Raw genomic sequence first — 25,510 nt, 5'->3', positions numbered from 1 at the left:
CCGTGACTACCTGGGCCCAGTATTGGTGTTAGCAGGCAATACGGCCTGCTTGGCCGTTCGCCATACCGCGTGCGCGGCTCGGGATATTGGGTTACGGCTTGCACGTCGCAAGTCTCGCTCAACTTCTTTTCGCAAAGCTTCGTGGGTCAACGGGCGATCCATGGGAACGGGCTCAACATGCACCGCAATGATTTCAATGTCCGATCTGCTTGAATCATCATAGATTTGTTTCCGCTCGACCTTGGTCGCCTGCAGGCCGAATGCATTCATGATTCTCTGGGTAGAGCGACCATTTCCTTCACTATTCAAGAAACGTTCAAGAATACCTTCAGGCTTCTCTGTAGCGCGTAGGGCCTCTTTATTTGTAACGCCCCAACGCACAATGACTTTCGGAAGTACACCGTAAAAATTGTTCTGCTTTGCAACCTGTTCGTACTGGTGCCAGGTCACATCGGTCGCGTACGGGCCATCTCCGGGAGCCCGATAATTAGCCATCATTCTCCAACGGCCCGGTGAATACTCGTTTTTAAAACGTCGGCGCGCGGGTATGGATGGGTGGGTGTAATTTGATGTGATTATGTTCGTATCGGATTTTATCTCGTGTAAAAGTCCACGCGAAACAGCCTGTTTACGAGCAACCGCCGTAGGCTCATCAACATCCCAACGTCTGAATGTCTGCGGATCCTGTCGGTACCCCGGAATCTTTGCGCTCGGAGCGTTTTCTGAATAATCGTATTCGATTTCCTCCGGCAGCCGCCCATCCCCATCCCGGTACCGCAGCGGATTGTTCCTGACCATCCGAAACAGATTCAAACCATCAACAACACCCGCCGGATCCGGATTGATCCAGCGATTCAACCACGGCGCGTAATACCGGAATCCGAAGTAATACAGCCCTGTCGCATCACGTTCCTTGCCCGAATAACGAACGGTCTTGTACGACGTCTCGACCTCGCTGCGACTCGCCCACCAAGCGGTTGCGCCGTCAGGGTAATAACCTTCCTGACTGATCAATCGCCCTGCCGCGTCCAGCTCCAGACTGCTGCTGCCCAAATGGTCGCTCAAGCTGTAGCTCAATCGATCATTGGTCATCTCGGCGGGCGGCTCACTCTCCCAGTGCAATACCCTCACCCCGCTGCGCCCGGCAGAGATGCTGATGACATGCAGGACTTCGCCAGTCGCGGTATTAGTGCGCAGCTCCAGACCCGGCAAATAGCGCACTTCGGCCTGATGAGTTCTGTTACGAGCCTGGGTAAAGCGAGTTTTACGAACGCGCTGACCTGCACTGTCATAGGCATACCGTTCGGTGTCGTTGGCTGTCTCGGTTCGCTCGACCGGTGTGACTTGCCGCAACTGGTTACGCAGATCCCAAGCCAATGCCTGACCCGGTTGTAATTGCTGCAAATTGCCGTTGGCATCGAACGCTGCGTCTGGATCACCCTGATTTTTTACGACACCGCGATTGCTGAACGCCGCGATCTGCATCTCGCGGGTATGGGAGTGCGCGCCGACATGCTGCAGCCGAACCAGGTTGCCGCCGGCATCGTAGTTGTAGCGTTGGGTGTAATTGGCGAACTGATCGGGGCTGGATGCCGCAGCCCCTCGCCCCGTGGCTTCGATGAGCTGGGACAAGCTGTCATAGCGGTAGGTACTGACGGAATCGATCCGTTGGTTATTGAAATAGCGCACCGTTTGTGCACCGTCCTCAATGCTCAGGATATTGCCGACCGGGTCAGAGGTGTACGTCAGATCTTGAAGGCGAGTGCCGTCGGGCTTCAGTGCGAGCAATTGTTCCAGACGACCATCGATTGGCGAATAACGTGCCGTGGTGATGGCCGCATCGCCAGCGACTTCCCGCTCGATCTGGCCAGAGGTGTTGTAACTGATCGTTGACAGCAACACCGCCTCAGCCTGACCCGCCAGTTGCAAACTGCTTCGGTGCAATTGACCCGCCACGTCATAGGTAGAACGGCGGCAATGTCCCCGCGCATCGGTCAGGCTAAGAAAATCATTCAGTGCGTTGTAATGCTGAAGGGTGACTGCGCCGCCTCCTGGCTCCAGTAACGCATCGCATTGCGCCACAGACTTCGGCCAATCCGGAGCAGATGCCAGCGCCAAAAAGTGCTGTGATTGCCGCAAAACTGCACCTTGCAGGCTGGCCTCATGAATATGCAATGAACCCGCAGGATCGTCGTGACGCATCAACTGTCCGCACAAATTGCTCGCGGATGCTTCAGTGCCTGCATAACGCAAACGCTCGACACAACGCTCGCTTTCGCCGTGGACTTGTTCAAACACCGCGACCGGCCGCAAGAGCAAGTCGTACTCAAAGCGCGATTGATTTTTGCGGCCATCCCAACGGCAGATCGTCTGCCCGGAATCGTTTACCAGATTGACCCGCCAGCCAGCGTCGACGTTGTTGCTGGCCAAGTCCTGACCGGATAAAGAGCAAACCGTCGACTGGTTTGCCGGCGTCTCTGCATCAGACTCAGCCAACGCCCACAATCGCGGATCCCACTGTTTCACCGCACGGCCGCCAGCGTCATGCAGCTGACGATCCACTCGCACTTCTGCCGCATCGTCGATCTGCGTTCGGCAATAATTGACCGTTCTGACCAGAAGACGTCGAGCATCAACGACCGTCAAAATCGGTGTGTTTGAGTTGAGCGTTTGCTTCATAAGCGTTGCCATCGGATGCGCGTCCCTGCGGTGATAGCTCGCAGTGTAGTCAGCGACGTGACGCTGGCCGGTTCAAAAATCGTAACGCGCCGTCATCCCCAACGTCCTCGGCGTGCCCAACACTCCCGTATACGCGCCATTCGGCGAGTTCCACAGCGTGGTGTAGTAAGTCTTGTCGAAGGCATTTTTCAGCCACAACGACACGTCCCACTGACCTTTGCCCCAATCACCGCGCAGACCGGTGGACAGGTTGACCAGTCCATAGCCCGGCAACTGCGCTTCACTGGAATCATCAACGGTGCCGACCGCATGCGAGCGCCATGCGTAATTACCGTTGACGTAAGGTTGCAGGCCGTCGGCGAGATTCCATTGATAACTGGCGCTGGTGTTGAAGATCCATTTCGACGCGCCCACCACCGCGTGGCCACTGAGGTCGCAGGATGCCGGGGCGCCGGGGCGCAAAGCCACTTCGGCGGGACACGGTGCATCGTCGTAAGACAGGTAACGCACATCGTTGAACGAGCCGTTGGCGTTGATCGTCAGGCCCGGCATCGGCCGCCAGCTGCTTTCAAGTTCCAGGCCTCGACTGCGCACCGTGCCGGCGTTGGTCAAATAGCTGGTGAGCGAGACATCGTCGTAAGCGTTGGTCTGGTAGCCATGCACCACCGTCCAGAACAGGTTGGCATTGAGCAGCAAGCGCTGGTCGAACAGCGTGGTTTTGATGCCCAGTTCGGCGTCGTTGGCGCGTTCGCTGCCGATCAACAACGAGTCGGCACCTGCGACGGGGGCGCTGGCCACGCCGAGATTGACGCCGCCGGATTTCTCGCCGTGCGACAACGAGCCGTACGCCAGCACTTGATCGCTGACATGCCAGGCCAGACTGGCCAGCGCCGAGGGGCTGAAACTGTAGAGGCTCAAATCGCCGGAATCGTAAGCACCGACCCTCGCATCTCTGACGCGCAATGCAGCGGCGCTGGCCGCATCGCCACCGAGCGGCGCGTTGCGGGTCACCTGTGCGAGTTTGCGCTCATAGGTGCCGCGCACGCCCACGCTGAAATCCAGGGTTGGCGTCAGATGCCAGGTGCCTTGGGCAAACGTGGCGTAACTGTCGGTGTCGACATCGCCATGGCCGACGCTGGTGACGTTGTTCAGCGCGCCCTGCGGGGTACCGTTCCACGTGTCCGCCAACGGGCCGTAATCGGTGAACACGGTGTTGCTCATTTCCTGGCGGAAGTAATAGGCGCCAAGCACGTAGTCGAAATGTTCACCCACCGGTGAGGCCAGACGTATCTCTTGCGAATATTGCTTGTCGCGGGCCGATTGCCCGACGTTGTGCATCACGTCGACGTTCAGCTCATCATCATTGCGCGGGGTGAAATCCCACCAGCGATAGGCGCTGATCGACGTCAGTGTGTAATCCCCGGCCAGATTCCAGTTGGCCTCCAGCGAGGTGCCGCCCTGAAACACCGTGACGTTCTGATCGGCATCCAGATCGACCCGACGGCCGTCCACCAGCGTCGCCCCGACCGCCGCTGCACGCTGTTGGTAACGGTTGACGCCGTTGATCACCGGCCCGGTGCTGAACAGCGAACGCGTGCCGGCGCTGGAATCTTCCTCGTGATAATCGGCGAGCCAGCGCAGATTGAAATCATCGTTGGGCTGAAACTCCAGTTGCCCACGAACGCCTTGGCGCATGCCGCCACCGAGGTCATGGCCGTCGTACTCGTTTTTCACGTAGCCGTTTTCATGAGTCTTGTAAGCGGCGATGCGCCCGGTGAGCGTGTCATTCAACGGCCCGGAAAAACTCGCTTGAGTCTGCGAGTAACCGTCCTCGCCGACCGACGTCGCGAGGGTGCCTTGCGGTGTCGCTGAGGGGCGACGCGTGGTGATGTTGAGCACGCCCGCCGTGGTGTTCTTGCCGAACAAGGTGCCTTGCGGGCCGCGCAGCAGTTCGATCTGCTCGACATCGAGCAAGTCGAATACGGCCATGCCAGGCCGACCGAGATAGACATTGTCCAGATAGATCCCGGCGCTGCCTTCCAGACCATCGCTTGCCGGATTGTTGCCCAAGCCGCGAATCGACAGGCTCGACTGCCGAGCGTGCATAAACGCGACGTTGACGCTCGGCATCGCCTGCTGCAAATCCTGCAGGCGATACAGACGTTGTTCCTCAAGGGTTTGCGCGCCGAGCACGCTCATTGCCGTGGGCACTTGTTGCGCGTCTTCGCTACGGCGCCGGGATTCGACCGTTACCGTTTGCAAGACATCGCTGGTGCCGGGTAAATCATTGGCGATCGCCGGCAGCAGCGGCATTAACGAACACAAACCCAGAGCGCCTGCGGAAAAATTGCGCGAATAAAGAAGATTCATCGGTGGTTCCTGGAGCTGCATCACGCAGCTCTTTGAGAGGAATCGATACTTCGCTGCGCGTGGCCTGCGTGAGCGTGATCGTTGCGGTTGAGGTTTATGGGTTTTCAGTCACGCAGCCATGGCAGTTCTTCGCGCTGATAGCGGTGAGCACGGAAGATCGCGTTGTTTTCCCCCGGCAGATAGCGGCGCGAGGCAGCATCGGGGTACGTGGCGAAGTGTGGATTGACGAACTCCCAGACCACATCGCCGGCCGGTGTCACTTCGAACAGTCGGCCGAAATTGGCCTCGGTGACCAGCGTGTTGCCGTTATGCAACCGCTGCGCGCCGCCCATGAACGGGGTGAAAAACGCATAGCCCGGGGTGTCGGCGTATTGCCATTCGATGCGCTGAGTCGAAGGATTGATTTCGAGGATGCGCGAGTGCGGCATGCTCACGTGCGGGCGGAAGATGCCGTTGTCGAACACCAGCACGTTGCCGTTTTCCAGTTCGCTCGGGCAATGTTGCTGGGCGACCAAATCGTGGCCCAAACGCCACAACACCTCGCCGCTGCCGCGCTGCACAGCGATCACCGAAGACACACTGCGCAGGCTGAGAATCACCTTGCCGTCACGGCCCGGCGTCACCGCGTTGGTCATTGGCCAGTGATGCCGCTCGAAGGCTTCGTGCAGCGGATAGTCTTCCGGTTGCAGGTGCTCCCAGCTGCGCCATTCCCACACCGTGTTGCCCTGACGATCGACTTCCTTGACCACGTCGGCATAAATCACCCCGCCCGGCGCCTCGCTACCGGGAATGCCGCCGACCACGCGTTTCGCCAGTTCCGGCGGCAAGGGTTCGGCGGTGGTGTAGAGCAGATGGCCGTTATCCAGCCATTGCGCATCGTGGTGATGAAGCAGATCGGTGTGCTGCCAGACCACTTCGCCATCCGGGGTGACTTCGCTGAACGCGCCGCCGTGCCACACCGACCAGCCCGGAAACAGATCCGGCGAATCCGGGTGATTGCCGTTGTAGCCGAGGTTGCCGTTGCGCAAGATCACCGCGTCGCGACCGGGGCGTTGCGGGAGTTTCCAGCGGTGCACGACTTCGCCATCTAGATCGATGAGGAACACATTGCCGTCCGCCGTCTGCGGCGCGAACAGCGTGTAGCCGCCGGCGCTGCGGGTGTGATCGACGGCGATGAGGCCGGTTTTGCGACGTTTGAGTGTGGTGGGATGCAGTTGAGGCATGGCTTTTCTCCAGGCGAGTGAATCCCGGCCGCGAGCAACGCGGCACGGTCAGTTCAAAGGGTTATTGAGGGTTGGGCAGCAAGCGGTTAAAGCGGTCGTCGAAGATTTGCTCGACCTGCAGCGGTCGCGGAATCAAGCGCTCGGCGGCGAACATGTCGGCAAGGTGCTGCTGCGAATTGATGACGGTTTTCTCAATCGGTACATAACGAAGGTCTTGATGTGCAAGCATCTCTTGCACCAGCGCGACCGGCAGACGCGTGGTCTGCGCGAATACCTCGGCCCACGCTTGCGGATGCGCGGTGGCCCAGGCTTGAGCACGGGCAAATCTGCCCAGCAGGTCGCCGAGTTGCGCTGCCCGCTGCGGGTCGTTCAACGTTTGCAGGCCGGCGACGGTGAAGTTCAGACCGGTTTCCGGCCAGCCGCTGCCGTCGACCAACACGCGAGCCCCGCGCGAAGTGGCCTGCCCTACAAACGGATACCACACCGCCCAGCCATCGAGTTTGCCGCTGGCGAAAGCGTTTTGCGCATCCACCGGGCTGACGTAAGCAATGTTCACATCACGCGGCGTCAGCCCGGCACGCTGCAGGGCCGCGAGTAACAAGTAATGGCCGCTACTGCCTTTGGCCACGGCCACGCGCTGACCTTTGAGATCGGCGACTTGCGTGACGGTTGAGCCTTCCGGCACCAGCAACGCGTTGTTGTTGTGTGCGCCGCTCGCCACACCAACGATGCGCACATCGTAGCCGCCGGCCTGAGCGAATACCGGCGGCGCATTGCCGACCACGCCGACGTCGATTGCCCCGGCACTCAGTGCTTCAAGCATCGTCGTGCCGGCGAGAAACGGATGCCACGACAGCGAATACGTGATGCCCTCATCTTCGCCGGCGGCGTGCAGCAGCGCCTGAGTCAGACCGCTCTGGTCACCGACTTTCAGCCCCTCGTTCGCCGCCCAAAGCGGATGTGCGATCAACAACGCAGCGCAGCACAACAGCGCTTTCAGGGTGAGCGATGGCTTGGCAGCAGAAGGTTTTACCGGCATTGTCGTGCTCTCATTTTTGCGTTGAATTCAGTATGTCGAGGCCCGCCGTGCCGCTCCATGCCAAACACCCCTCCTTTCCTGCCATCCCGGACATCGCGCCGCAGCCCGTGCGTACCGTGGTGGTGTTGGCGTTCGATGATTTGCTGTTACTCAACGCGGCCGGGCCACTGGAGGTTTTTGCGGCGATCCCGCGCGTGCTCGGCGGAGCGTTCATCGACAGCCCGCCCTACCGACTGTTGATCGCCTCGGCGCAGGGTGGTCAGGTCATGTCGATTTCGGGGATCAGCGTGAGTACGTGCTCGCTTGAGCAAATCGATCAAATGGCGCCGCAGATCGATACGCTGATAGTCGCGGGCGGCCCGGGCATGGCGGCACTTGAAGCTGACGAGCGTGCTTGCGACTGGTTGCGGGTTCGCTCTGCAAACATCCGCCGGCTCTGCTCGATTGGCACCGGCACCTTTGCCCTCGCGGCTGCCGGATTGCTCGACGGGCGCCAAGTGGTGACGCACTGGAAATTCGCCGCTGAATTGCAGGCGCGTTATCCGGCGGTGCGCTGCCAGACCGACGCGCTGTACCTGCACGACGACAATCTGTGGACGTGTGGCGGCGCGACGGCGGGCATCGATTTGGCATTGGGGCTGGTTGAGCAGGATTTGGGCGCGCAAGCGGCGTTGTCACTGGCGCGTTATTTCACGGTATTCCTCTGGCGCGGCGCGGAACAACCGCAGCTAAGCGCCTCACTCAACGCACAATCGAGTGCTTTGCGCACCGATCCGGACGTGCGCGTGGCGCGGCTGCACGCGTGGATTGCCGGGCACCTCAACGAAGATTTACGCGTGGAACGACTGGCCGAGCAATTCGGCATGAGTCCTCGGCACTTCGCCCGCGCCTATGTCGCCGCGACCGGGCAGACACCGGCGCAAGCGGTCGAACAATTGCGTCTTGAGGCGGCCTGCCGATTGCTGAAAACCAGCCATGAACCGATCAAGCGAATCGCCGAAACCGTCGGTTTTGGTCGCGAGGAACGCATGCGCCGCACCTTCCAGAAGCATCTCGCTACGAGCCCGAATGGCTATCGCAACCAGACCGACGCACCTGAACCGTTAGATCGCCGGCAATCCTCCCGCGTCGGCATCGCGCTGGAGTGGTTAGCCCAATAGCATCGGCGCGACGGCCAGCTCGACGCGCGCCACCAAACCTTTGCGGCGCTGATTGCGCAACGTCAGATCACCGCCCTGCTCCCGTATGATCGCTCGCGCCGCCGACAGTCCGAGGCCGACGCCACCGGTGCTGCGGTTGCGCGAAGTCTCCAGACGGAAGAACGGATCGAAGACCTTTTCCAGCGCCTCTTCCGGAATGCCCGGCCCTTCGTCGCTGACCTCGATGCGAATCGCGTAATCATCACGGCTCAAAGTGATGCGCGGGTTGCGCGCGTACTTCACGGCGTTTTCCAGCAGATTGACGATTACCCGTTTGATACCCAGCGGCCGGCCGTTGTAAACCAGATGCGCCGGGCCGTTGAAGTCGACCTCGATATGCTGGTCGCGGTAATCGTCGACGATGGTTTGCAGCAACTCGGACAGATCGAACGCCGTTGTCGCCTCGCGATGGGTGTCCTCGCGGAAGAACTCCAGCGCCGCGTTGATCATCGATTGCATCTCTTCGACATCGCGGATCAGTTTGCGCTGATGGTCGAGGTCTTCCATGAATTCGCTGCGCAGACGCATGCGCGTCAGTGGCGCGCGCAAGTCGTGGGAAATCGAAGCGAGCATGTGCGTGCGCTCGGCAATGAAATGCTGAATCTGCGCCTGCATGGTGTTGAAGGCGACGATGGCCTGGCGAATCTCGTGAGGCCCTTCGACCTTGATCGGCGGTGCGCGCAAGTCGGTGCCGAAGCGTCTCGCGGCAGTGGCAAAGCGTTGCAGTGGATTAGCCAATTGGTGGGTAGCGACCCAGGCGACGAGGAACGTGGCGATCAATCCCAAGGCGATGATGATCGCGATCCGCGTGCCGATTTCCAGGCCCCAACTCCTTTCAGGCGGGGTGAATGACAACCAGCTGCCATCGACCAATTGCACCAGCGCGGCGTAATGCGCCTGAGGATTGTCCCGCGTCCAGTCACCGGGGTTGAACGCTTCGATGTTTCGATCTCCCCCCAACAACTGCTCCAGCACCGGCACCCGACTCGCTTCCACGCGGGCGCCGTCGTTGGGCAAACCAAAATCGGCGCGCTGCGCCTTCCACACGACTTGCAGCATGTCGCTGCTGGCGGCTTGCGCCAGTTGCGGGCGCAAGTCAGCGGGCGCGACCTCGATCAGCCGCGAGGTGACGGCGATCTGCTCGAGCAGGCCGGTGCGTTCGATGGGCGGACGAGCCCAGATGCCGGCGACTTGAATAAACAAAGCATTCAACGCCACCGATGCGAGCATCGCCGCGACGATGGTCAGGGCAATGCGTCGCCGCAGCGTGTCGCCGCGCAGTAGCCGCCCGATCACGTGCGGCTGACCTTGGCAGTGAACATATAGCCGCCATTGCGCACCGTACGGATCAGATCCGGACGTTTGCAGTCGGGCTCGATCTTGCGGCGCAAACGGCTGACCTGCACATCAATGCTGCGGTCGAAAGCGTCATGTCCTTGGCCGTGAGTCAGGTCGATCAACTGTTCGCGCGTGAGGATGCGTTGCGGATGATCGAGGAACACCACCAACAGATCGAACTCGCCGCCGGACAGCGGAATCATCACGTTTTCGGGTGAGCGCAATTCGCGGCAAGTGATGTCCAGATGCCAACCGGCAAAGGCAATCACCGGTCGCGACGGCTCAACCGGACTGGCCTGTTCACCGGCGCGGCGTTGCAATGCGCGGACACGAGCAAGCAATTCCTGCGGGGCGAACGGTTTGGTCAGGTAATCATCGGCGCCCAGTTCGAGGCCGACGATGCGATCGCTCAGTTCGGCCATCGCCGTGAGCATGATGATCGGAATGCCCATCTGTGCCCGCACTTTCTGGCACAGGCTCAGGCCGCCTTCGCCGGGCATCATCACGTCGAGAATGAGCGTGTCCGGGCGGCTTTGCGCGATCGCCGCCCACATCGCTTCGCCGTTCTCAGCAACATCGACGTCATAGCCGTGCTGGGTGAAGAACTTCTTCAACAGGGAGAGGATTTCCACGTCATCGTCGACGAACAGCAATTTGCTCACGGGTACAAAATCCATGGACCGAAAGCCGCCAATCTAAAGCCATTTGCCGCTGCGGGTCATTTATTTCAATCGAGCAACATTTCGTCCGGAGCGACATCAAGCGGACATCGTCCGGCAAAAACCCTCGGGCACCCTGTGCGCATTCCAATCCAAAGGGTTTGCATGATGGATTTCAACAGCGGCCATAACAGCAAAAGCCACACCGCCAATCGCCCATTGATTCTGAGCCAGCGTACCGGCGCGTTGGGCCACGATACGCCGATCGTTTTTCAGGAGTCATGCCTGGGGGTTTCCAACGATCAGACCCGGGTCGTCCTGCGTCGTTATTTCGAGCACTTCAGCCCGACCAATGCGCACTGGGTTGAGTACGTTCACAGCATTTCTACCGCGGACCTTATCGAGTGGGTCATGAGCCACGGTCATCTGCACATCGAGTGCTCGGACAACACCCCGTCTCACCAAAAGGAAGCACGTTGATGATGCGCATTCGCTCACTCTCGCTGGTCATGGCGACCACCCTGAGTCTGTCAGCCTGCAGCAATAACAAAGTTGAACCGAAAAGCGGATTTCTGCAGAGCTACAGCGTGCTGACCGAACGCCATTCGCCTTCGGGTCAACCGGTGCTGAGTTGGGTCAGCCCGGCGTTGGCCAGAGCGCGCTATACCCAGGTCTATCTGGCGCCGAGCCAGTTTTACCCCAACGCCGTCCCGACTGAACGGATACCCCTCAGCACGCTGGCTGGCGTCACCGATTACTACGACGCGGCGCTCAGGCTCGAATTGGGCAAGGTGCTGCACATCGTCAACAAACCCGGCCCGAACACGTTAATTGTCAGACCCGCCATCACCCGGGTGGCGACCAGCACCCAAGGTTTGCGCTTCTATGAATGGTTGCCGGTGACCCTCGTCGCCGCTGGCGTGAGCACGGCCACCGGGATCCGCGATCAGGACAGTGAAATCAGCACCGAAGTGTCGTTTGAGGATGGCTCGACCGGTGAAGTGGTTGCCGAAGTCGTGCGCAAAGGCACCGGGGTGCCGCTGGACAATGACAAGCAAATCCTCAAGGCCGATGACATCAAAGTGGTGCTCGATGGCTGGGCCAGCGATTTGAGCCAGTCCTATACCGCCCTCCATAAATAGCTTGCTCGCGAACGCATCCGGTCATTCAACATCGACGCTGAATGCTCGCGAAGATTCCGCCATGGCCTGCCCAATTTGCATCGAGTAGTAGACGTTTTTGACCTCTGTAGGAGCTGCCGAAGGCTGCGATCCTTTGATCTTTAATAGCAAGATCAAAAGATCGCAGCCTTCGGCAGCTCCTACAGGGATTGAAGGGGCTTCTGCTAAAAAACCGTCGCTCCGTTTGATCGGGACGGCGGTTTTTTGCGGGCACGCTTGCTCTTGCATGGGTTATGGCGCGTTGACCACCACGTAGGTCACGTCGCTGCCCTGATACTGCGGTTGATACCAGGTTGAGCCGCATTGCATGTAGGCGACGTTGTAACGGATGACCTGCGTACAACTGCTGGGCATTTGCGCAGGCGTCATTATGGAACCGACTACCGCTGCCGTCACCGCGACGGTGGCCGTCACGGCGGCGGCGGTTGCTATCGGGTGGTAATGGTCGTCGTAGCCGTAGCGACCATGACCATCCACGTCGATGTCGACGTCACGGTGGTTATTGACGTTCACATTGCGTGTGCTGTTGTTGACGTAATTGCGATTGCCGACGTTGTTACCGGCATTGACCCGGTTGCCCGAGTTGACCCGATTACCCGCGTGCGCCCGATTGCCAGCGTTCACGTTCGCCCGCTGCGGCGGGTTGATCCGTTGCGCGCGATGTACATTCGGCGCAGGGGCGCGGTTGACCGAGGCTCGCGCATGCCCTTGGGCGCGCATGGGTCTGGCGTCCGCTTCAGCGATCAGGCCGGCGGTCAGCAGCGCAGCGGTCGCCAGTGAGATGCACAAACTCCACGACATTGACTTGATCATGTCACTGCCCTCCCTGATCGCTGGCTTTCTTCATCGCGATCGCCACGTCGCCTTTGGCCGGTTTGAAGGTGAAGATCGAATCTGCAATCGTCGGCTTGAGATTCCAGTGATACACGGCACTGTATTCAGGCGAGCTTTTTTCGTCGGTGGTGGTAATCACCAGTTTGCACGGCAACGGCTTGTCGGAGCGGGTGATCCACAGTTGCCAGTCAATGCCCTCCTGCCGAAACGCCAGGTGATCGCACAGTTGCCCCTTAATCGTCGACGGGCCGACGTACAGCGCCGCTTTCAGCGCATCAATCTGCGACTGGTCGCTGCCGAACAAAAACAGATCTTCCATCGGCACTTGCACGCCGTAGTGATCCTCGATCATGTGCAGCGCCTCGGCGACCTTCGGCGGCGCATCGACGGTGGTGTAGTACTTGAGGTACGGCGAATACTGAGTGAGTTTTTTGCCGTTGTAGAAAAACTCGCGAGTGCGCACATCGCCTTCGGTTTTGGCGTACATGCGGTCATGGCCGACGACCTTCAGGGTATTGGACGACTCGGTTTTGATTTTCTGCCCGGACTCCAGAACGGTGTCCCGCGACACATCGGCATCGACCTGAAACTTCGGCAGGCTGCGCAGGTAATTGCCCATGTCGATGAGCTTGTCGACCACCTGCGGGTTGACCGGCGGGCTGTCGTCGGTTGCCGGCGGATCGTCGGCATGCACCACGGGACTGAGGATCAGGCTGAAGAACAGGCACAAAACAGGTGTTCCGGCTTTCATGGATCCCACTCCTGGCCCAGTCGGGCCGTCGCTCCCGGTAAATTGCGACGCTGCGATTGAGGGTTTTCGCCAAGGTTCGCGCGCCGGAAAGTTCAGCCTAGACCGCTGTCTTGCAGTGCGCCAATGGTCCGCCCTGCTCAAGCGCCTTAGCCGGGCGTCTGAATGCCGGCCAGTTTGAAGAATTCAAGTTGAGTCAGTTGAACCTGTTGCGAGAGCTCCAGGAGTTTTGCGTGCGCAGTGTTAATTTTTGTCAGCAACATCAACCCGTTGAAATTACCCTTCTTCTGGATGTAGCGCTTGACCCACAGATAGTAGACCGCCTCAGTCTCGTAGTAGCGCGCCAACGCCTGAGAAAAGCCGTTGGCGTGGGCACTGTGGGGCAGGTTATAGACCTCTGCCGTGGCCTCCCGCGCTGCTTCACTCAAGCGTTGCATCGTCCGGTACTTCAACGAGTAGTAATCGAAGGTAAATTCCCCGCTTTCGACCCTTTGTTGAACCTCATTAACCTTGTCCCGGTGCGCAAGGTATTGCGGCATGACGCGCTCGTTGTAATCGAAATCCCGATCGCCGTGGCAACCCGCCACTATCACCAAAACCAAAGCAACCAGTAGTCGAGTCGTCTTCAAAACCATTTCCTGCAGCATTCCATCTTCACGTTCACTCCTGTAAGGCCCTGCTGTTGATACCCGGAATTCTCCGAAATGGCTTTGTTGCCCGCGCCCGACCCTACACACCCGCCAACGACTTGGCCAACCCAATCCGCTTCTGCATGGGCTACAGCCTCAACAAACTGGAAAATCACAAGAAAGCCCCTACGCTGAATCTGTTCGTAAAGGACTTGATACGGACGAAATTTCTGACCACGCAGTTAGAGGTATGGAAACGATGCAAGAGTCTCCTCGTTCGCAGTTTGGCTCCCATTTGCGCCCACAACGTCAGGCCCTTGCGCTGGAGCCACGGATTCTCTTTGACGGCGCCGCCGCGTCTGCCGCTGTCGACCAGCATCACAGCGACCCTGCTGCGCCGCCGGCAGCGGTCGATGCACAAGTCCCGCCCACCGAAGCCCGCGCCACGCCAGAACAGGCGCCTTCTGCCGCGCGCAGCCTGTTGGTGATCGACAGTCGAATCGAAAACCGCGACCAACTGCTGGCGCAATTGCCCGGCAATGTCACGGCGATTGTGGTCAACGTCGGCGAGGACGGTCTCGCCGCCATTTCTGCCGCTTTGGCGCAACTGGGCAAGGTCGACTCAATACAAGTGATGTCCCACGGCGCATCCGGCCAGTTCACCCTCGGCAATCGCACCATTACCTCGGACAACGTCGACTCCCTCAGCAAAACCCTCGAACAATGGCGCGGCAACCTCACGCAGGGTGCGGACATTCAACTGTACGGCTGCGACGTCGGCGCTGGGGCTGCCGGGCAAACGCTGGTCACCGAACTGGCGCGCTGGACAGGTGCCGATGTCGGCGCCTCCAGCAATGACACCGGCAGTGCCAAGGCTGGCGGCGACTGGACGCTGGAAACCAAAGTCGGCGACATCGACAAGAGCATCGCCATCAGCGGCCTGGCCATGAGCCACTTCGATGGCTTGCTGGCCGACGCTGCGCCCACTGCGACCGTCACCACCGCCGGCACCGATGTGCTGATCGGCGAGCGGTTCACCTTTACCGTGAATTTCAGCAACACCTCGGGCCAAACCGGTTTCGCGCCCTTCATCAACCTGGCCATGCCGGCCACCGGAAAGGATGGCGATGACGGCGTCAACTTCATCTCCGCCACGTTCCTTGGTCAGAACCTGACCGCCCAAGTATTGACGTTTGACGCCAATGGCAACGCGACCCACCCGCTGGCAAAAGACGCCAGCGGCAACTTTCTGATCATCAATGCCGCCAGCTACGGCATGCGCGCCGGCGACAAACTGGTGGTGATCGAACTGCCGTTTGCCAGTGTTACCAACCAGCAACCGCTGATCAGCGTGCAGGTCACCGCCAGCCTGAGCAATCTGGCCGACACGTCCTTTTCCAACGGCACACCTGACCTGACCTTACGCGCCAGCGGTGGCTTCGAGTTCGGCAACGATGCGCTGGACAATCCGACCAACGACCCAAGCCTGATTCAAGCCGGTACCGCAGCGTTTGTCGTGCATCCGACCGTCATCACCGTCAGCGAAATCATCAACACTCCCGAAGGCGAAACGGTCAGCGGCCCCAACTACGCGCGCACGCTGACGCTGTCGGCCACACCCGCGCCGGGGCAGACCCTGACCAATGTGGTCATCACCCAACCGCTGCCTGACAACATTCAGGTTAATTCGATTACCCCGGGGGCCGGTGGCCGTCTCGCGTCGATCACCCTGCACGACGGCACCGTGGTCAGCAATCCTGCGCAAATTGACGTGTTGCTGGCCGCGAACGACGTGTACATCAATTCGTTCACGGTCGAGTACGCCACCCTCACCGGCAAGACCGACACCGTGGTTGCGTTTTACGTACCAGAAGTCGATGCCAACGGTCAGCCAGTGATCAACCCGGTCACCGGTGATGCTGTCACGATCACCATGGGCCCTCCGACCGCGTCCGGGCAATGGACGCCGCTTGATCCGCGCGACGTGACCGCACCGAACACCACCATTGATTTCAGCGGCACCGGCCTGGGCACACAGTTTGTGGCCAAGTCGATCACGCTGCTGAAAACCGTGTCGATGCAAACCGATATCGGCCACGTCGGCATCAGCCCGGGCGACACGCTGCAATACAGCCTCAATGTGGCGATTTCCGACTACTTCGCCTTCGGCAAGGACTTCTTCAACGAAGGGCAATTGGTGGTGCGCGATCAACTCAGCGACGGCCAGACCCTGAGCGGCACGCCGACCGTCACCGTGACCATCAATGGCGTTGCGCAAACCATTAACCTGGTGACCACGTCAGTGGCCAACGCTGACGGCAGCACCTCGATCGTGTTCGACATCGGCCAGTCGCTGCGTAATTCATCGAATAATATCCGCGGCTGGCTCAACGGCGATCTGGCCTTCGACGACACGCTGCAAGGCGCCGTGCTCGCGGTGTTGAGCTATTCGGCCGTGGTCGGTCAGACCTACAAGCCACCGTCGGGCAACCCGCAACCGGACATCAATGAAGGCGATGAGCTGGGCAACACGGCCACTGTCGATGGCACGTTGCTGGTGGATCAGTTCAACCTGACCGGTCAAAGCGAAACCGACGGTTCCTCGACGACTAGCGTGATTCCGACCAGTACCGTCGACATCAGTCTGGTCGAGGTCAATAACGGCACACCACCCGGCAACGGCGAACTGCGTCCGGGCGATGAAGTCACGTTCGAGCTGAGCTATGACCTGGTCACCGGTGACTACGAGCAATTCAAACTTACCGCGTATCTGCCATTGCCGCTGTTCAACGTAAACGGCGTGACCTGGGGCAGCGGCAGCGATGTCGGTCAGTGGCAACTGGGCCCGGGCAATACCAATGCCGGCGGCGTCGTCAGCGTGACCAGCGCCGACGGCAACTCGGTGGTGTTCGACTTCGGCAGTTTTGCCACCAACACCACCACCGGCAGTCGCATTGTCATTCGCTTTACCGTGCGCGTCGGCGATCAACCCTTTGCCGACCAGCGCTCGCTGGATGTGCTGGCGCAATCGACCCAGCAAACCACCCTCACCGACCGCACGTTGATTTCCTCGGACGTGGTGGCGATCGTCTCCGTCGCAGAGCCAGTGTTGAACATCAAACACGGCGTAGTTTCAGGCACCAACGGCACCGTCACCGGCACCACCGGCAGCTGGAATCCACCGGGCAGCACCGGAGTACCGTTCAATGGCAGCGTCACCAACCTGGCCGCCGTCGATGGCAACATCAGCAACATTGACGGCGCTGATCGCCTGCGCCTGGTCACCGCGATTGAAAACACCGGTGGCGGCGGCGCGTTCGATGTCGGCACCAGCATCACCCTGCCCACGGGGCTGAGTTTTGTTGGCGGCAGTCTGGCCGCGGCCAATCTGCAGATCTATCGCGGTGACGGCACCCTGTTGGTACTCGGCACTGATTACAGCGTCAGTGGCAACCAGATTACCTTCCTCGATGCCGGCGGACAGGCGACTTTGCTCGCCGGACGCGCCGGCACCGCCGCTGACACCAGCGGCGCCAACGTCGTGGTGATCAGTTATGACGTGGTGGTCAGCAGCACCATCGAAGCCAATCGCACCCTGCAATCGAGTGCGACCCTGAACAACTACGCGAGCGTCAACAATGGCACCGATTTCACCCCGACCGATCTGACCGATCTGGCCAACCAGCAAGTCGCCGCGCCAGTGATCAAAAAAGGCTTCGCCGACGGTTCCCTCGACAACGGCGATTCCAGCGCCACACACACCACCGGCAGCGATCTGGTGGTCGGCGAAAGCATGCGTTACGACATCGTCATCAGCCTGCCCGAAGGCACTACGCAGAACCTGCGCATTCAGGATCTGATTCCACCGGGCATGCGTCTGGACACCAGTTTCAACGGCGGCCTCGGTTATCAGATCATCACCACCCGCGCCGGCAGCGGCGCACTTGGAGCCGATTTTGCCGGTAGCGTGTTGATCAGCGGATTCGCCGGTGTCGGCGGCGCATTGGGCGCTGACGGTGTCGATGCGCGCTGGACATTCAGCGTGTCCAGCGTTTCGGCCGACAACGTGACTGGCAACAACACCTTTGTGATTCGCCTGCAACTGGTGGCCAATAACGTCATCGCCAACCAGGCCAGCGTCTCCCTGCAAAACAATGCGCAACTGACCTACAGCGACCCTGATGGCAGCACGCCGAATGGCACGGTCGCGCAGGATCGTAACGTCGCGCTCACTGGTGGCCAGCCCACTGTGACCGTGCGCGAACCAACGCTGCAGATCAACCAGGTGATCACCTCGACCTCTGGCCTCGGTGGTTACGATCAGGGCGATACGGTGACGTTCACCATTACCATCAGCAATGGGAATGGCAGCAACGATTTCACCGCGTTCGATATCAGTTTCCTCGACAACCTCCCGACCCAATTGAGCAACGTGACGCTGGTGGGCGTGTTGTATCAGAACGGCGCCACCAACAACGGCGGCGTCGATTTCCAGATCATCAATGGCCAGTTGGTGACCGCCAACGGCGCCAATATCGACATCGCCAAGGGTGGCAGCATCGTCTTGCGCCTGTCGGGCGTCGTCAACGCCAGCGCTGCCGCGCAATCGAATATCGCCAACGTCGCCAGCGTGCAGTGGACCAGCCTTGATGGCGCCAATGCCGGTGAGCGTACCGGTGTCGACGGCACACTCAATGGCGGCACACTCAACGATTACCGCAACCTCTCGACGTTGATTATCCCTGTGGCCCAGGCCATCGAGATTTCCCGGGTCGGCGGTCTGCCAGACACCGCCGCGCCCTCGCCGACCACGGCAATTGTCGAGCAAGTGACGGTCGGCGAAGTCATCCGCTACCGTGTCGTGGTGGTCGTGCCCGAGGGTGACAACCCCAATTACCAGATACAGATCACCCTGGCCAACGGCTTGCAATTCATCTCCCCGGACGCCTTGGTCAATGCGCTGCGCATCGCCTTCATTTCCAACGGTGGGCTCAGCAGTGATGCCAACCTGATCGTCGGGGGCACGCTGAATATCGATGGCAACGAAAACAGCCCGGAAGCCCTGCCGATTACCGCCAACCTTTCAGGTGCCGCCCCGCAAGGCGTGTTCGACCCGAGCCGCGTGACCGTGATCACCAATCCCGACGGCAGCCAGGTGGTGACGTTCAACCTGGGCAACGTGGTCAACGCCGGCGACGACGATGACCTGGAAGGTATTTCCATTGAGTTCAACGTACGCGTGACTAACATTGCCGCCAACGTCGCCGGCGTGCAATTGGGGGCGACCGCCCGGGAAATCGTCAACGGCGGCGGACGGGCCGTCAGCGACACGGTGGTGGAGCGCATCGTCGAACCGAGCTTCAGCGGCCTCGACAAACAGATCGTTGCGTTCGATCCCAATCCGACCGGCACCACCGGCAACGCCACGGTGCAACTGAGTTTCACCCAGAACGGCGGCCTGCCGGCCTTCGACGCGCAAGTCAGCGACAGCTTTGCTGGCGGCAGCAACTACACGCTGGTCAGTATCAGCATTAACGGCGTGACCTACGGCCCGGGCAATTTGCCGGCGGGTGTGAGCTTCAGTACCAGCGGCGGTTTGAGCGTCAATTTCGACCAGCTCGACGTCGGCGCACAGATTCAAGTGCGCTATCAGGTTACCCTGCCCAACTCGACCATTGTCGCCAGCAGCAACGCAACGCTGACCTGGAGCAGCCTGCCGGAAGACTTCACCAGTTGGGGCGGCAACAGCGTCGGCGTCGACGGCACCACTACCGGCGAACGCACCGGCAGCACGGTTGGCCCGAATCAATACATCCTGCGCGACAACGCCGGACTCGGCGTGATCAGCGGCACCTTGTGGAACGACACCGCCAGCCCGACCACCAGCGCCACACCGGACGGCGCAGGCCTCGCCGGACAAACCGTGACCCTGACGTGGGCCGGTGCCGACGGCAATCTGGCGACCACTGCCGATAACCTGATTTTCTCCACCCTCACCGATGCCAACGGTCAGTACCGTTTCGGCGTGCTGCCGCTGGGCGTGTTCCGCATTGATGTGCCGGCCGGCCTGGTCAGCTATCCGCAACCGATCGGTGATTTGCGCGTGCGTGTCGACAGCGACGCCGGCACTCTTGGTCAGATCACCATCAGCCTCGGCGATGCTGCCGCGCAAAGCGCCAACGCCGGTTATGTCGAACAGAATGACGCGCCGGTCAACACCCTGCCCGGCACGCAAAACGGTCAGGAAGATATCGTGCTGGCGATCGGCGGCATCAGCGTTGCCGACGTCGACGCCAACCGCGATCCGAACGTCAACGACCGTGCGATCAGCGTGACCCTGCAAGTCACCCAAGGCACCTTGTTCCTCGGTGCAACCGTGCCGGGCGTGACCGTCACTGGCGCCAACACCGCCACCCTGACCCTGACCGGCAACCTCGCCGACATCAACACCGCGCTGGCCGGTTTGCGTTATCTGGGCAACGCCAACTTCAACGGCACCGACACCCTGACAGTGATCAGTAACGACCGTGGCAATTACGGCGATGCGGATGGCGACGGTATTCCCGGTACGGCAGCGGATGCGCTGACCGACACCGACACTCTGCAAATCGTCCTCGCTGCGGTCAACGACAACCCGGTCGGTGTCAACGACAGCGCCACAGCCGTCGAGGCCGGCGGCACCAATAACGCCTCGGCCGGCGTCGACCCGCGCGGCAATGTGCTGGACAACGACACCGATGTCGACATCGCCACCAACGCCGATTCGCTGCAGGTAGTGTCGGTTGGCCCCGGCGCCGGGATCCCGATACCGAGCAACGGCGTGGTGGTCGTCAACGGTCTGTACGGCCAATTACTCATCGGCAGCAACGGTTCCTACGAGTATGTCGTCGATAACAACAATGCCACCGTGCAGGCGTTGCGGCTGTCCGGCCAGACCCTGCAAGACACCTTCAATTACGTGCTTGCCGACCTTGCCGGGGCGACGTCAACCGCCGTGTTGACCGTAACCATTCAGGGCGCCAACGACACGCCACTGGGCATCAATGACGACGGCGTGGCGGTTGAGGCTGGCGGCATCAACAACGGCACCCCCGGCAGCCCTGCCGCCGGCAACGTGTTGACCAACGATCAGGACGTCGACAGCGTGGCCAATGGCGAAACCCGCACCGTGACGGGTATCCGTGCGGCGGCCGAAGCTGGTACGGGTAATTTCACGGCGGTCACCGGGCCGACCAATATCATCGGCGCGTACGGCACGTTGACCATCAACCCCGATGGCACTTACACCTACGTGATCAACAACGCCAACACCACGGTGCAGCGCCTGAGTGCCGGCGAACAACTGATCGAATTCTTCAGCTACCGCCTCACCGACACTGGCGGTCTGGACGATGTCGCGCAACTGCGCATCACGATTCAGGGTGCTAATGACAATCCGGTGGCCAGCGATGATGCTGCCGAAGCGCAAGCGGCGTCCAGTAATGGCGACGCCTCGGAAAGCAATCCTACCGGCAACGTCGTTCAGTTCCCGAGCCGGCCCGGCACCGCCGATCAGCCAGGCGGCAACGGCATTGATCAGGATGTCGACGAGAACGATCGGCCAAGCAGTCAATTGCTGGTCAATGGTGTCATCAACAAAAGTGAAGCCAGCTACAACCCGGCTGTCGACGTACTGAGCGGCGTAGCCACTGGCACCACGTCGGCCGACGGCACCTTGGTCGTCGGGCTTTACGGCACTTTACGTATCGGAGCAGACGGCTCGTATTTCTACGATGTCGACAGCACCAACACTACAGTGCAGGCATTGAACGCTGGCCAGACTTTGACGGAATTTTTTACCTACCGCATCACCGACACCACCGGCTTGACGGATACCGCGCAACTGGTGATCACCGTGCACGGTGTCAACGATCCTCCCGTGGCACAAACGGTGATCTCCATTGCCACTGAACAGGGCGGAATTAACAACAACATACCCGGCGTCAATCCCACCGGCGATGCGTCGGTCAACAACTTCGATCCCGATGGTGATCCGCTGACCGTCACGCTGATCAAGGCAGGTGCTGAAGGAGATCCCGGGACGCAAACGGTCGTCAATGCCAGCGGCACCATCATTGCCGGACAGTACGGCACGCTGACGATTTTCCCGGACGGTAGCTACGTTTACGAACTGGACAACAGCAACCCTGACGTTCAGGCATTGCGCCGGGGCGTCGATCTACTGCTGGAGCGCTTCACCTACACCATCAGCGATGGCGTTGGCGCGACCCCGGAAACCGACTCGGCGGAAATCATCGTGTTGATCCGTGGGCAAAACGACAACCCGGTAGCGAACGATGAAAGCGGTCTGGCTATCGAGGCCGGTGGCGTCAACAACTCGCTTCCAGGCCAGGATCCGACCGGCAACGTGCTGGACAACGACACCGATGTCGACGGCGGCGAAGTGCCCGGCGACCTGCCCGACCATGACTATGGCGAAACCAAAGCCGTGCTCTCGGTACGCACCGGCGGTGAACTCGACACCGGCACTGCCGGCACGCTGGGCACAGAATTGCGCGGCACCTACGGCTGGCTGACCCTGAATGCCGACGGCAGCTACAGCTATCGCCTCGACAACAACATGGCTGAAGTCCAGGCCTTGCGCGCTGGCAACAGCCTCCTAGACTCGTTCAGCTACGAGGTCGTCGACAGGACAGGCGCCACTGATCGCGCCACGTTGAATATCAATATTCAGGGGCGCAACGACGCGCCGGTGGCGCAGAACGATAGCGCCACGGCCGTCGAAGCCGGAGGCTTGAACAACGCCACGCCGGGCGTCAACCCGACCGGCAACGTATTGACCAACGACACCGATGTGGATGGCAACGGTGAAATCATCAGCGTGATCGGCTTCAATCAGGGCAGCTCGGTGGGCCTGGTCGGCAGTGCATTGAATGGCACCTACGGCAGGCTGACCCTGAATGCCGACGGCAGTTACAGCTATCTGGTCGACAACTTCAATCCGCAGGTTCAGGCACTGCGCAGTAACGCCGACACCCTCAGCGAAACGTTCACCTACCAGATCCGCGACCTCGCCGGCGCTACCAGCACCGCGTCGCTGACCATCACCATTCGCGGTGCCAACGACAACCCGCTGGCGACGGATGACAGCTCGGTTTCGGTCGAGGCCGGTGGCACGTTCAATGGCACGCCGGGGGTGAATCCAACCGGCAATGTGCTGACCAATGACAACGATGTCGATGCCAACGACGCGATGCTGGTCACTGGCATTCGCAGTGGTACCGAAGCGGCGGGCGGGACGTTCACCACCATTGGCGTCACGCAATCGTTCGCCGGTCTGTACGGCACCCTGACCATCAACGCCAACGGCACTTACAGTTACGTGCTCGACAACAATCTGGCGGCGGTTCAAGCATTGAAGGCTGGCGATTCGCTGGTGGAAACCTTCACTTACCGCATGCGCGACATCGCCGGTGCCACTGATACCGCGCAACTGAGCATTCGCATCGACGGCGCATGGGATGCACCGGTCGCGGCAGACGATCTGGCTGTCGCCGTGGCCGATAACGGCAATGACAACGGGGTCAATCCGAGCGGCAACGTGCTGCCCAACGACACCGATGTCGATCAGGGTGACAGCAAAACCGTCACCGGTATCCGCTTCGGTGCTGAAGGGGCCAACGGCACCCTGACCGACGTCAATGCCGAGACCGACAACAGCAACGGCACGCTGATCAACGGCCTCTACGGTCAGTTGATCATCGGCGCTGACGGCAGCTACACCTACAACCTCGACTCCAGTAACCCGACCGTTCTGGCGCTGGGGCCACTGCAATTTCTCAACGAGCGTTTCACCTACCAGGTCACCGACAGCGGCGGGCAGAATGATCTGGCGGAAATCCACATCATCATTCGCGGGCGCAACTCGGCACCGGTGGCCAATGGCGACACAGCGACGGCGGTTGAGGCCGGCGGCGTCAATAACGGCCAACCCGGGGTCAACCCGAGCGGCAACGTCCTCAACAACGACACCGATGCTGAAAGCGATCCGCTGACGGTGATCGGCATCCATACCGGTACCACCAGCGATATCGGCACGGTCGGCACCGTGGGCACAACCTTGCAAGGACAGTACGGCACACTGTTGCTCAACGCCGATGGCGGCTACACCTATACCGTCAATAACAGCCTCGCCGCCGTGCAAGCCTTGCGTCAAAGTGGCCAGACGCTGTCGGAGGTGTTCACTTACACCATCGTCGACAAGTGGGGTGAAACCAGCACCGCCGAATTGCGCGTGACGGTGGATGGCCGCAACGACACGCCGACCGCCGTCAATGATGGATCCGTGGCTGTCGAAGCCGGCGGCGTCAACAACGGTACTCCGGGCAGCAACGCCACCGGCAACGTGCTCGACAACGACAGCGATGTCGACAGCGTCGCCAATGGCGAAAGCAAACACGTCTTGAGCGTCAGCAATCAGGGCGGTCAGTCGGCAGGCGCCGGGCAAGTATTGATGGGCCTCTATGGGCAACTGACGATCAATGCCGACGGCAGCTACACCTACGTCATCGACAATAACAACCCGCTGGTTCAAGCCTTGCGCACGGCCGGTGAAACCCTCAGCGAAACCTTCACCTACCGCATGGTCGACACCGCCGGTGCAACTGCCGACGCGCGTTTGACCGTGGTCATTCAGGGCGCCAACGATGCGCCGATTGCACGCAACGACAGCGGCTTCGCCAGCGATCAGATCGCCGGGCCACAAACCACCGGCAACGTGCTGCCCAACGATGGTGACATCGATGCGAATGACAGCCTGGTCGTGGTTGGCGTACGCACCGGCGCCGAAGCGGGTTCAGGCGCGGACGGTGTGATCGGTCAACCGATCAAAGGCCTCTACGGCACGCTCGTACTCAACGCCAACGGCAGCTACACCTACACCATCGATCAGAGCAACCCGGACGTGCTCGCCGCAGCCGGACTGGGCAGGGTGCTGCGTGACGTGTTCACCTACACCATCAATGACCGCGCCGGTGCCAGCGATCAGGCCGAACTGGTGATCACCCTGGACATCGCCACGCCGTTCATTCCGGCACCGGATGGCGGCAACCGTTTCAGTCGCGACAGTGATCTGGATTCCAGCGATTTCCTGATTCCTGATCCGCAACCAGCAATCTTCATCACCCCGGTGGTCGAGCGTTACGCCGAGGTCAACGAGCTGACCAGCTACGGTGTCGATGGCAGTAATTTGCGTCTGGCCTCGGTGGGGGAATTCGAGGTTGATTCGTTGGGTAACGGCTTGGGTCTGGTGCCGGGGCAATTCGTGGCGCAAGCGGTGCGCGAAAGTCGCCGCGCCAGCGAGTTCGACCAGCTCTGGGTGCAAGGCCGGCAGGGTCGCACCAATTTGAGCGCCGACGGTTTGCTCAGTGATCCATCGTTGTTTGCGCTGGATCCGGCAAACATGACGAAACATCCGATCCACGCGGAAAAACCCGCAGAAACGCGTCACGGCAAAGGCTTCTCGGCGCAGCTGCGACACGCGGCCCAGCGCTTGCATACCAGCAATCCCAGCGGTAACAGCAGCAGATCCGAATAAATTCCAAGAATGCAA

Annotated in this window: 14 protein-coding genes; 4 read left to right on the top strand and 10 right to left on the bottom strand. The window is 60.4% G+C overall.

Annotation, left to right across the window (positions count from 1 at the left end):
- Positions 1-6: 6 nt before the first annotated feature.
- The 4 genes from QMX93_RS01125 to QMX93_RS01110 form a co-directional block, all read right to left on the bottom strand.
- The gene (locus QMX93_RS01125) at positions 7-2,679 is read right to left on the bottom strand and encodes an RHS repeat-associated core domain-containing protein (RefSeq protein ID WP_282351696.1); all 2,673 of its coding nucleotides are present in this window, start codon (positions 2,677-2,679) and stop codon (positions 7-9) included.
- Between the two features lie 72 nt (positions 2,680-2,751).
- Positions 2,752-4,992, bottom strand: coding sequence for a TonB-dependent receptor (locus QMX93_RS01120; protein WP_282352008.1), 2,241 nt, complete (start codon positions 4,990-4,992; stop codon positions 2,752-2,754).
- A gap of 161 nt (positions 4,993-5,153) precedes the next feature.
- Complete coding sequence (locus tag QMX93_RS01115; protein ID WP_282351694.1) at positions 5,154-6,272, bottom strand: aryl-sulfate sulfotransferase; 1,119 nt, start codon at positions 6,270-6,272, stop codon at positions 5,154-5,156.
- 61 nt (positions 6,273-6,333) lie between these two features.
- On the bottom strand, positions 6,334-7,311 hold the full coding sequence (locus QMX93_RS01110; protein WP_282351692.1) for an ABC transporter substrate-binding protein: 978 nt from the start codon (positions 7,309-7,311) through the stop codon (positions 6,334-6,336).
- 47 nt (positions 7,312-7,358) lie between these two features.
- Between QMX93_RS01110 and QMX93_RS01105 the strand changes: the two genes are divergently transcribed.
- On the top strand, positions 7,359-8,471 hold the full coding sequence (locus QMX93_RS01105) for a helix-turn-helix domain-containing protein (protein ID WP_053120113.1): 1,113 nt from the start codon (positions 7,359-7,361) through the stop codon (positions 8,469-8,471).
- On the opposite strand, the gene QMX93_RS01100 is transcribed toward QMX93_RS01105, so the two are convergent.
- Both QMX93_RS01100 and QMX93_RS01095 read right to left on the bottom strand, forming a co-directional pair.
- Positions 8,460-9,806: an ATP-binding protein gene (locus QMX93_RS01100; protein ID WP_282351687.1), complete on the bottom strand. Its 1,347-nt coding sequence runs from the start codon at positions 9,804-9,806 to the stop codon at positions 8,460-8,462. The two genes, QMX93_RS01105 and QMX93_RS01100, sit on opposite strands and share 12 nt — an antisense overlap.
- Positions 9,803-10,525, bottom strand: a complete 723-nt coding sequence (locus QMX93_RS01095; RefSeq protein ID WP_282351685.1) for a response regulator transcription factor — start codon at positions 10,523-10,525, stop codon at positions 9,803-9,805. The genes QMX93_RS01100 and QMX93_RS01095 overlap by 4 nt, the downstream gene beginning before the upstream one ends.
- A gap of 147 nt (positions 10,526-10,672) precedes the next feature.
- Here QMX93_RS01095 and QMX93_RS01090 point away from each other — a divergent pair, with 147 nt between their 5' ends.
- Positions 10,673-10,987 (top strand): hypothetical protein, encoded by a 315-nt coding sequence (locus QMX93_RS01090; RefSeq protein ID WP_282351683.1) that lies wholly within the window; start codon positions 10,673-10,675, stop codon positions 10,985-10,987.
- A complete protein-coding gene (locus QMX93_RS01085; RefSeq protein ID WP_159811805.1) occupies positions 10,987-11,649 on the top strand; it encodes a DUF3313 domain-containing protein in 663 nt (220 codons plus the stop codon). Before QMX93_RS01090 ends, QMX93_RS01085 begins: the two co-directional genes overlap by 1 nt.
- A gap of 21 nt (positions 11,650-11,670) precedes the next feature.
- Here QMX93_RS01085 and QMX93_RS01080 read toward each other — a convergent pair whose 3' ends face one another.
- From QMX93_RS01080 to QMX93_RS01065, 4 genes are all read right to left on the bottom strand, one after another.
- On the bottom strand, positions 11,671-11,916 hold the full coding sequence (locus QMX93_RS01080) for a hypothetical protein (RefSeq protein ID WP_282351679.1): 246 nt from the start codon (positions 11,914-11,916) through the stop codon (positions 11,671-11,673).
- Positions 11,917-11,919: 3 nt separating this feature from the next.
- A complete protein-coding gene (locus QMX93_RS01075; RefSeq protein ID WP_159811806.1) occupies positions 11,920-12,501 on the bottom strand; it encodes a hypothetical protein in 582 nt (193 codons plus the stop codon).
- A 1-nt stretch (position 12,502) separates the two neighbouring features.
- Entirely contained in the window at positions 12,503-13,273 is a 771-nt protein-coding gene (locus QMX93_RS01070) for a DUF2092 domain-containing protein (protein WP_159811807.1), read from the bottom strand.
- A gap of 146 nt (positions 13,274-13,419) precedes the next feature.
- Positions 13,420-13,917, bottom strand: a complete 498-nt coding sequence (locus QMX93_RS01065) for a hypothetical protein (RefSeq protein ID WP_282351672.1) — start codon at positions 13,915-13,917, stop codon at positions 13,420-13,422.
- A gap of 241 nt (positions 13,918-14,158) precedes the next feature.
- On the opposite strand from QMX93_RS01065, the gene QMX93_RS01060 reads away from it, so the two are divergent.
- Entirely contained in the window at positions 14,159-25,495 is an 11,337-nt protein-coding gene (locus tag QMX93_RS01060; protein WP_282351670.1) for a VCBS domain-containing protein, read from the top strand.
- Positions 25,496-25,510 lie beyond the last annotated feature (15 nt).

This window comes from Pseudomonas sp. PS01303 (genome assembly GCF_029959385.1).
GTDB lineage: Bacteria > Pseudomonadota > Gammaproteobacteria > Pseudomonadales > Pseudomonadaceae > Aquipseudomonas > Aquipseudomonas rustica.
Note: the sequence above shows the minus strand (reverse complement) of the source record. Positions and strands in the feature narration are given on the sequence as shown.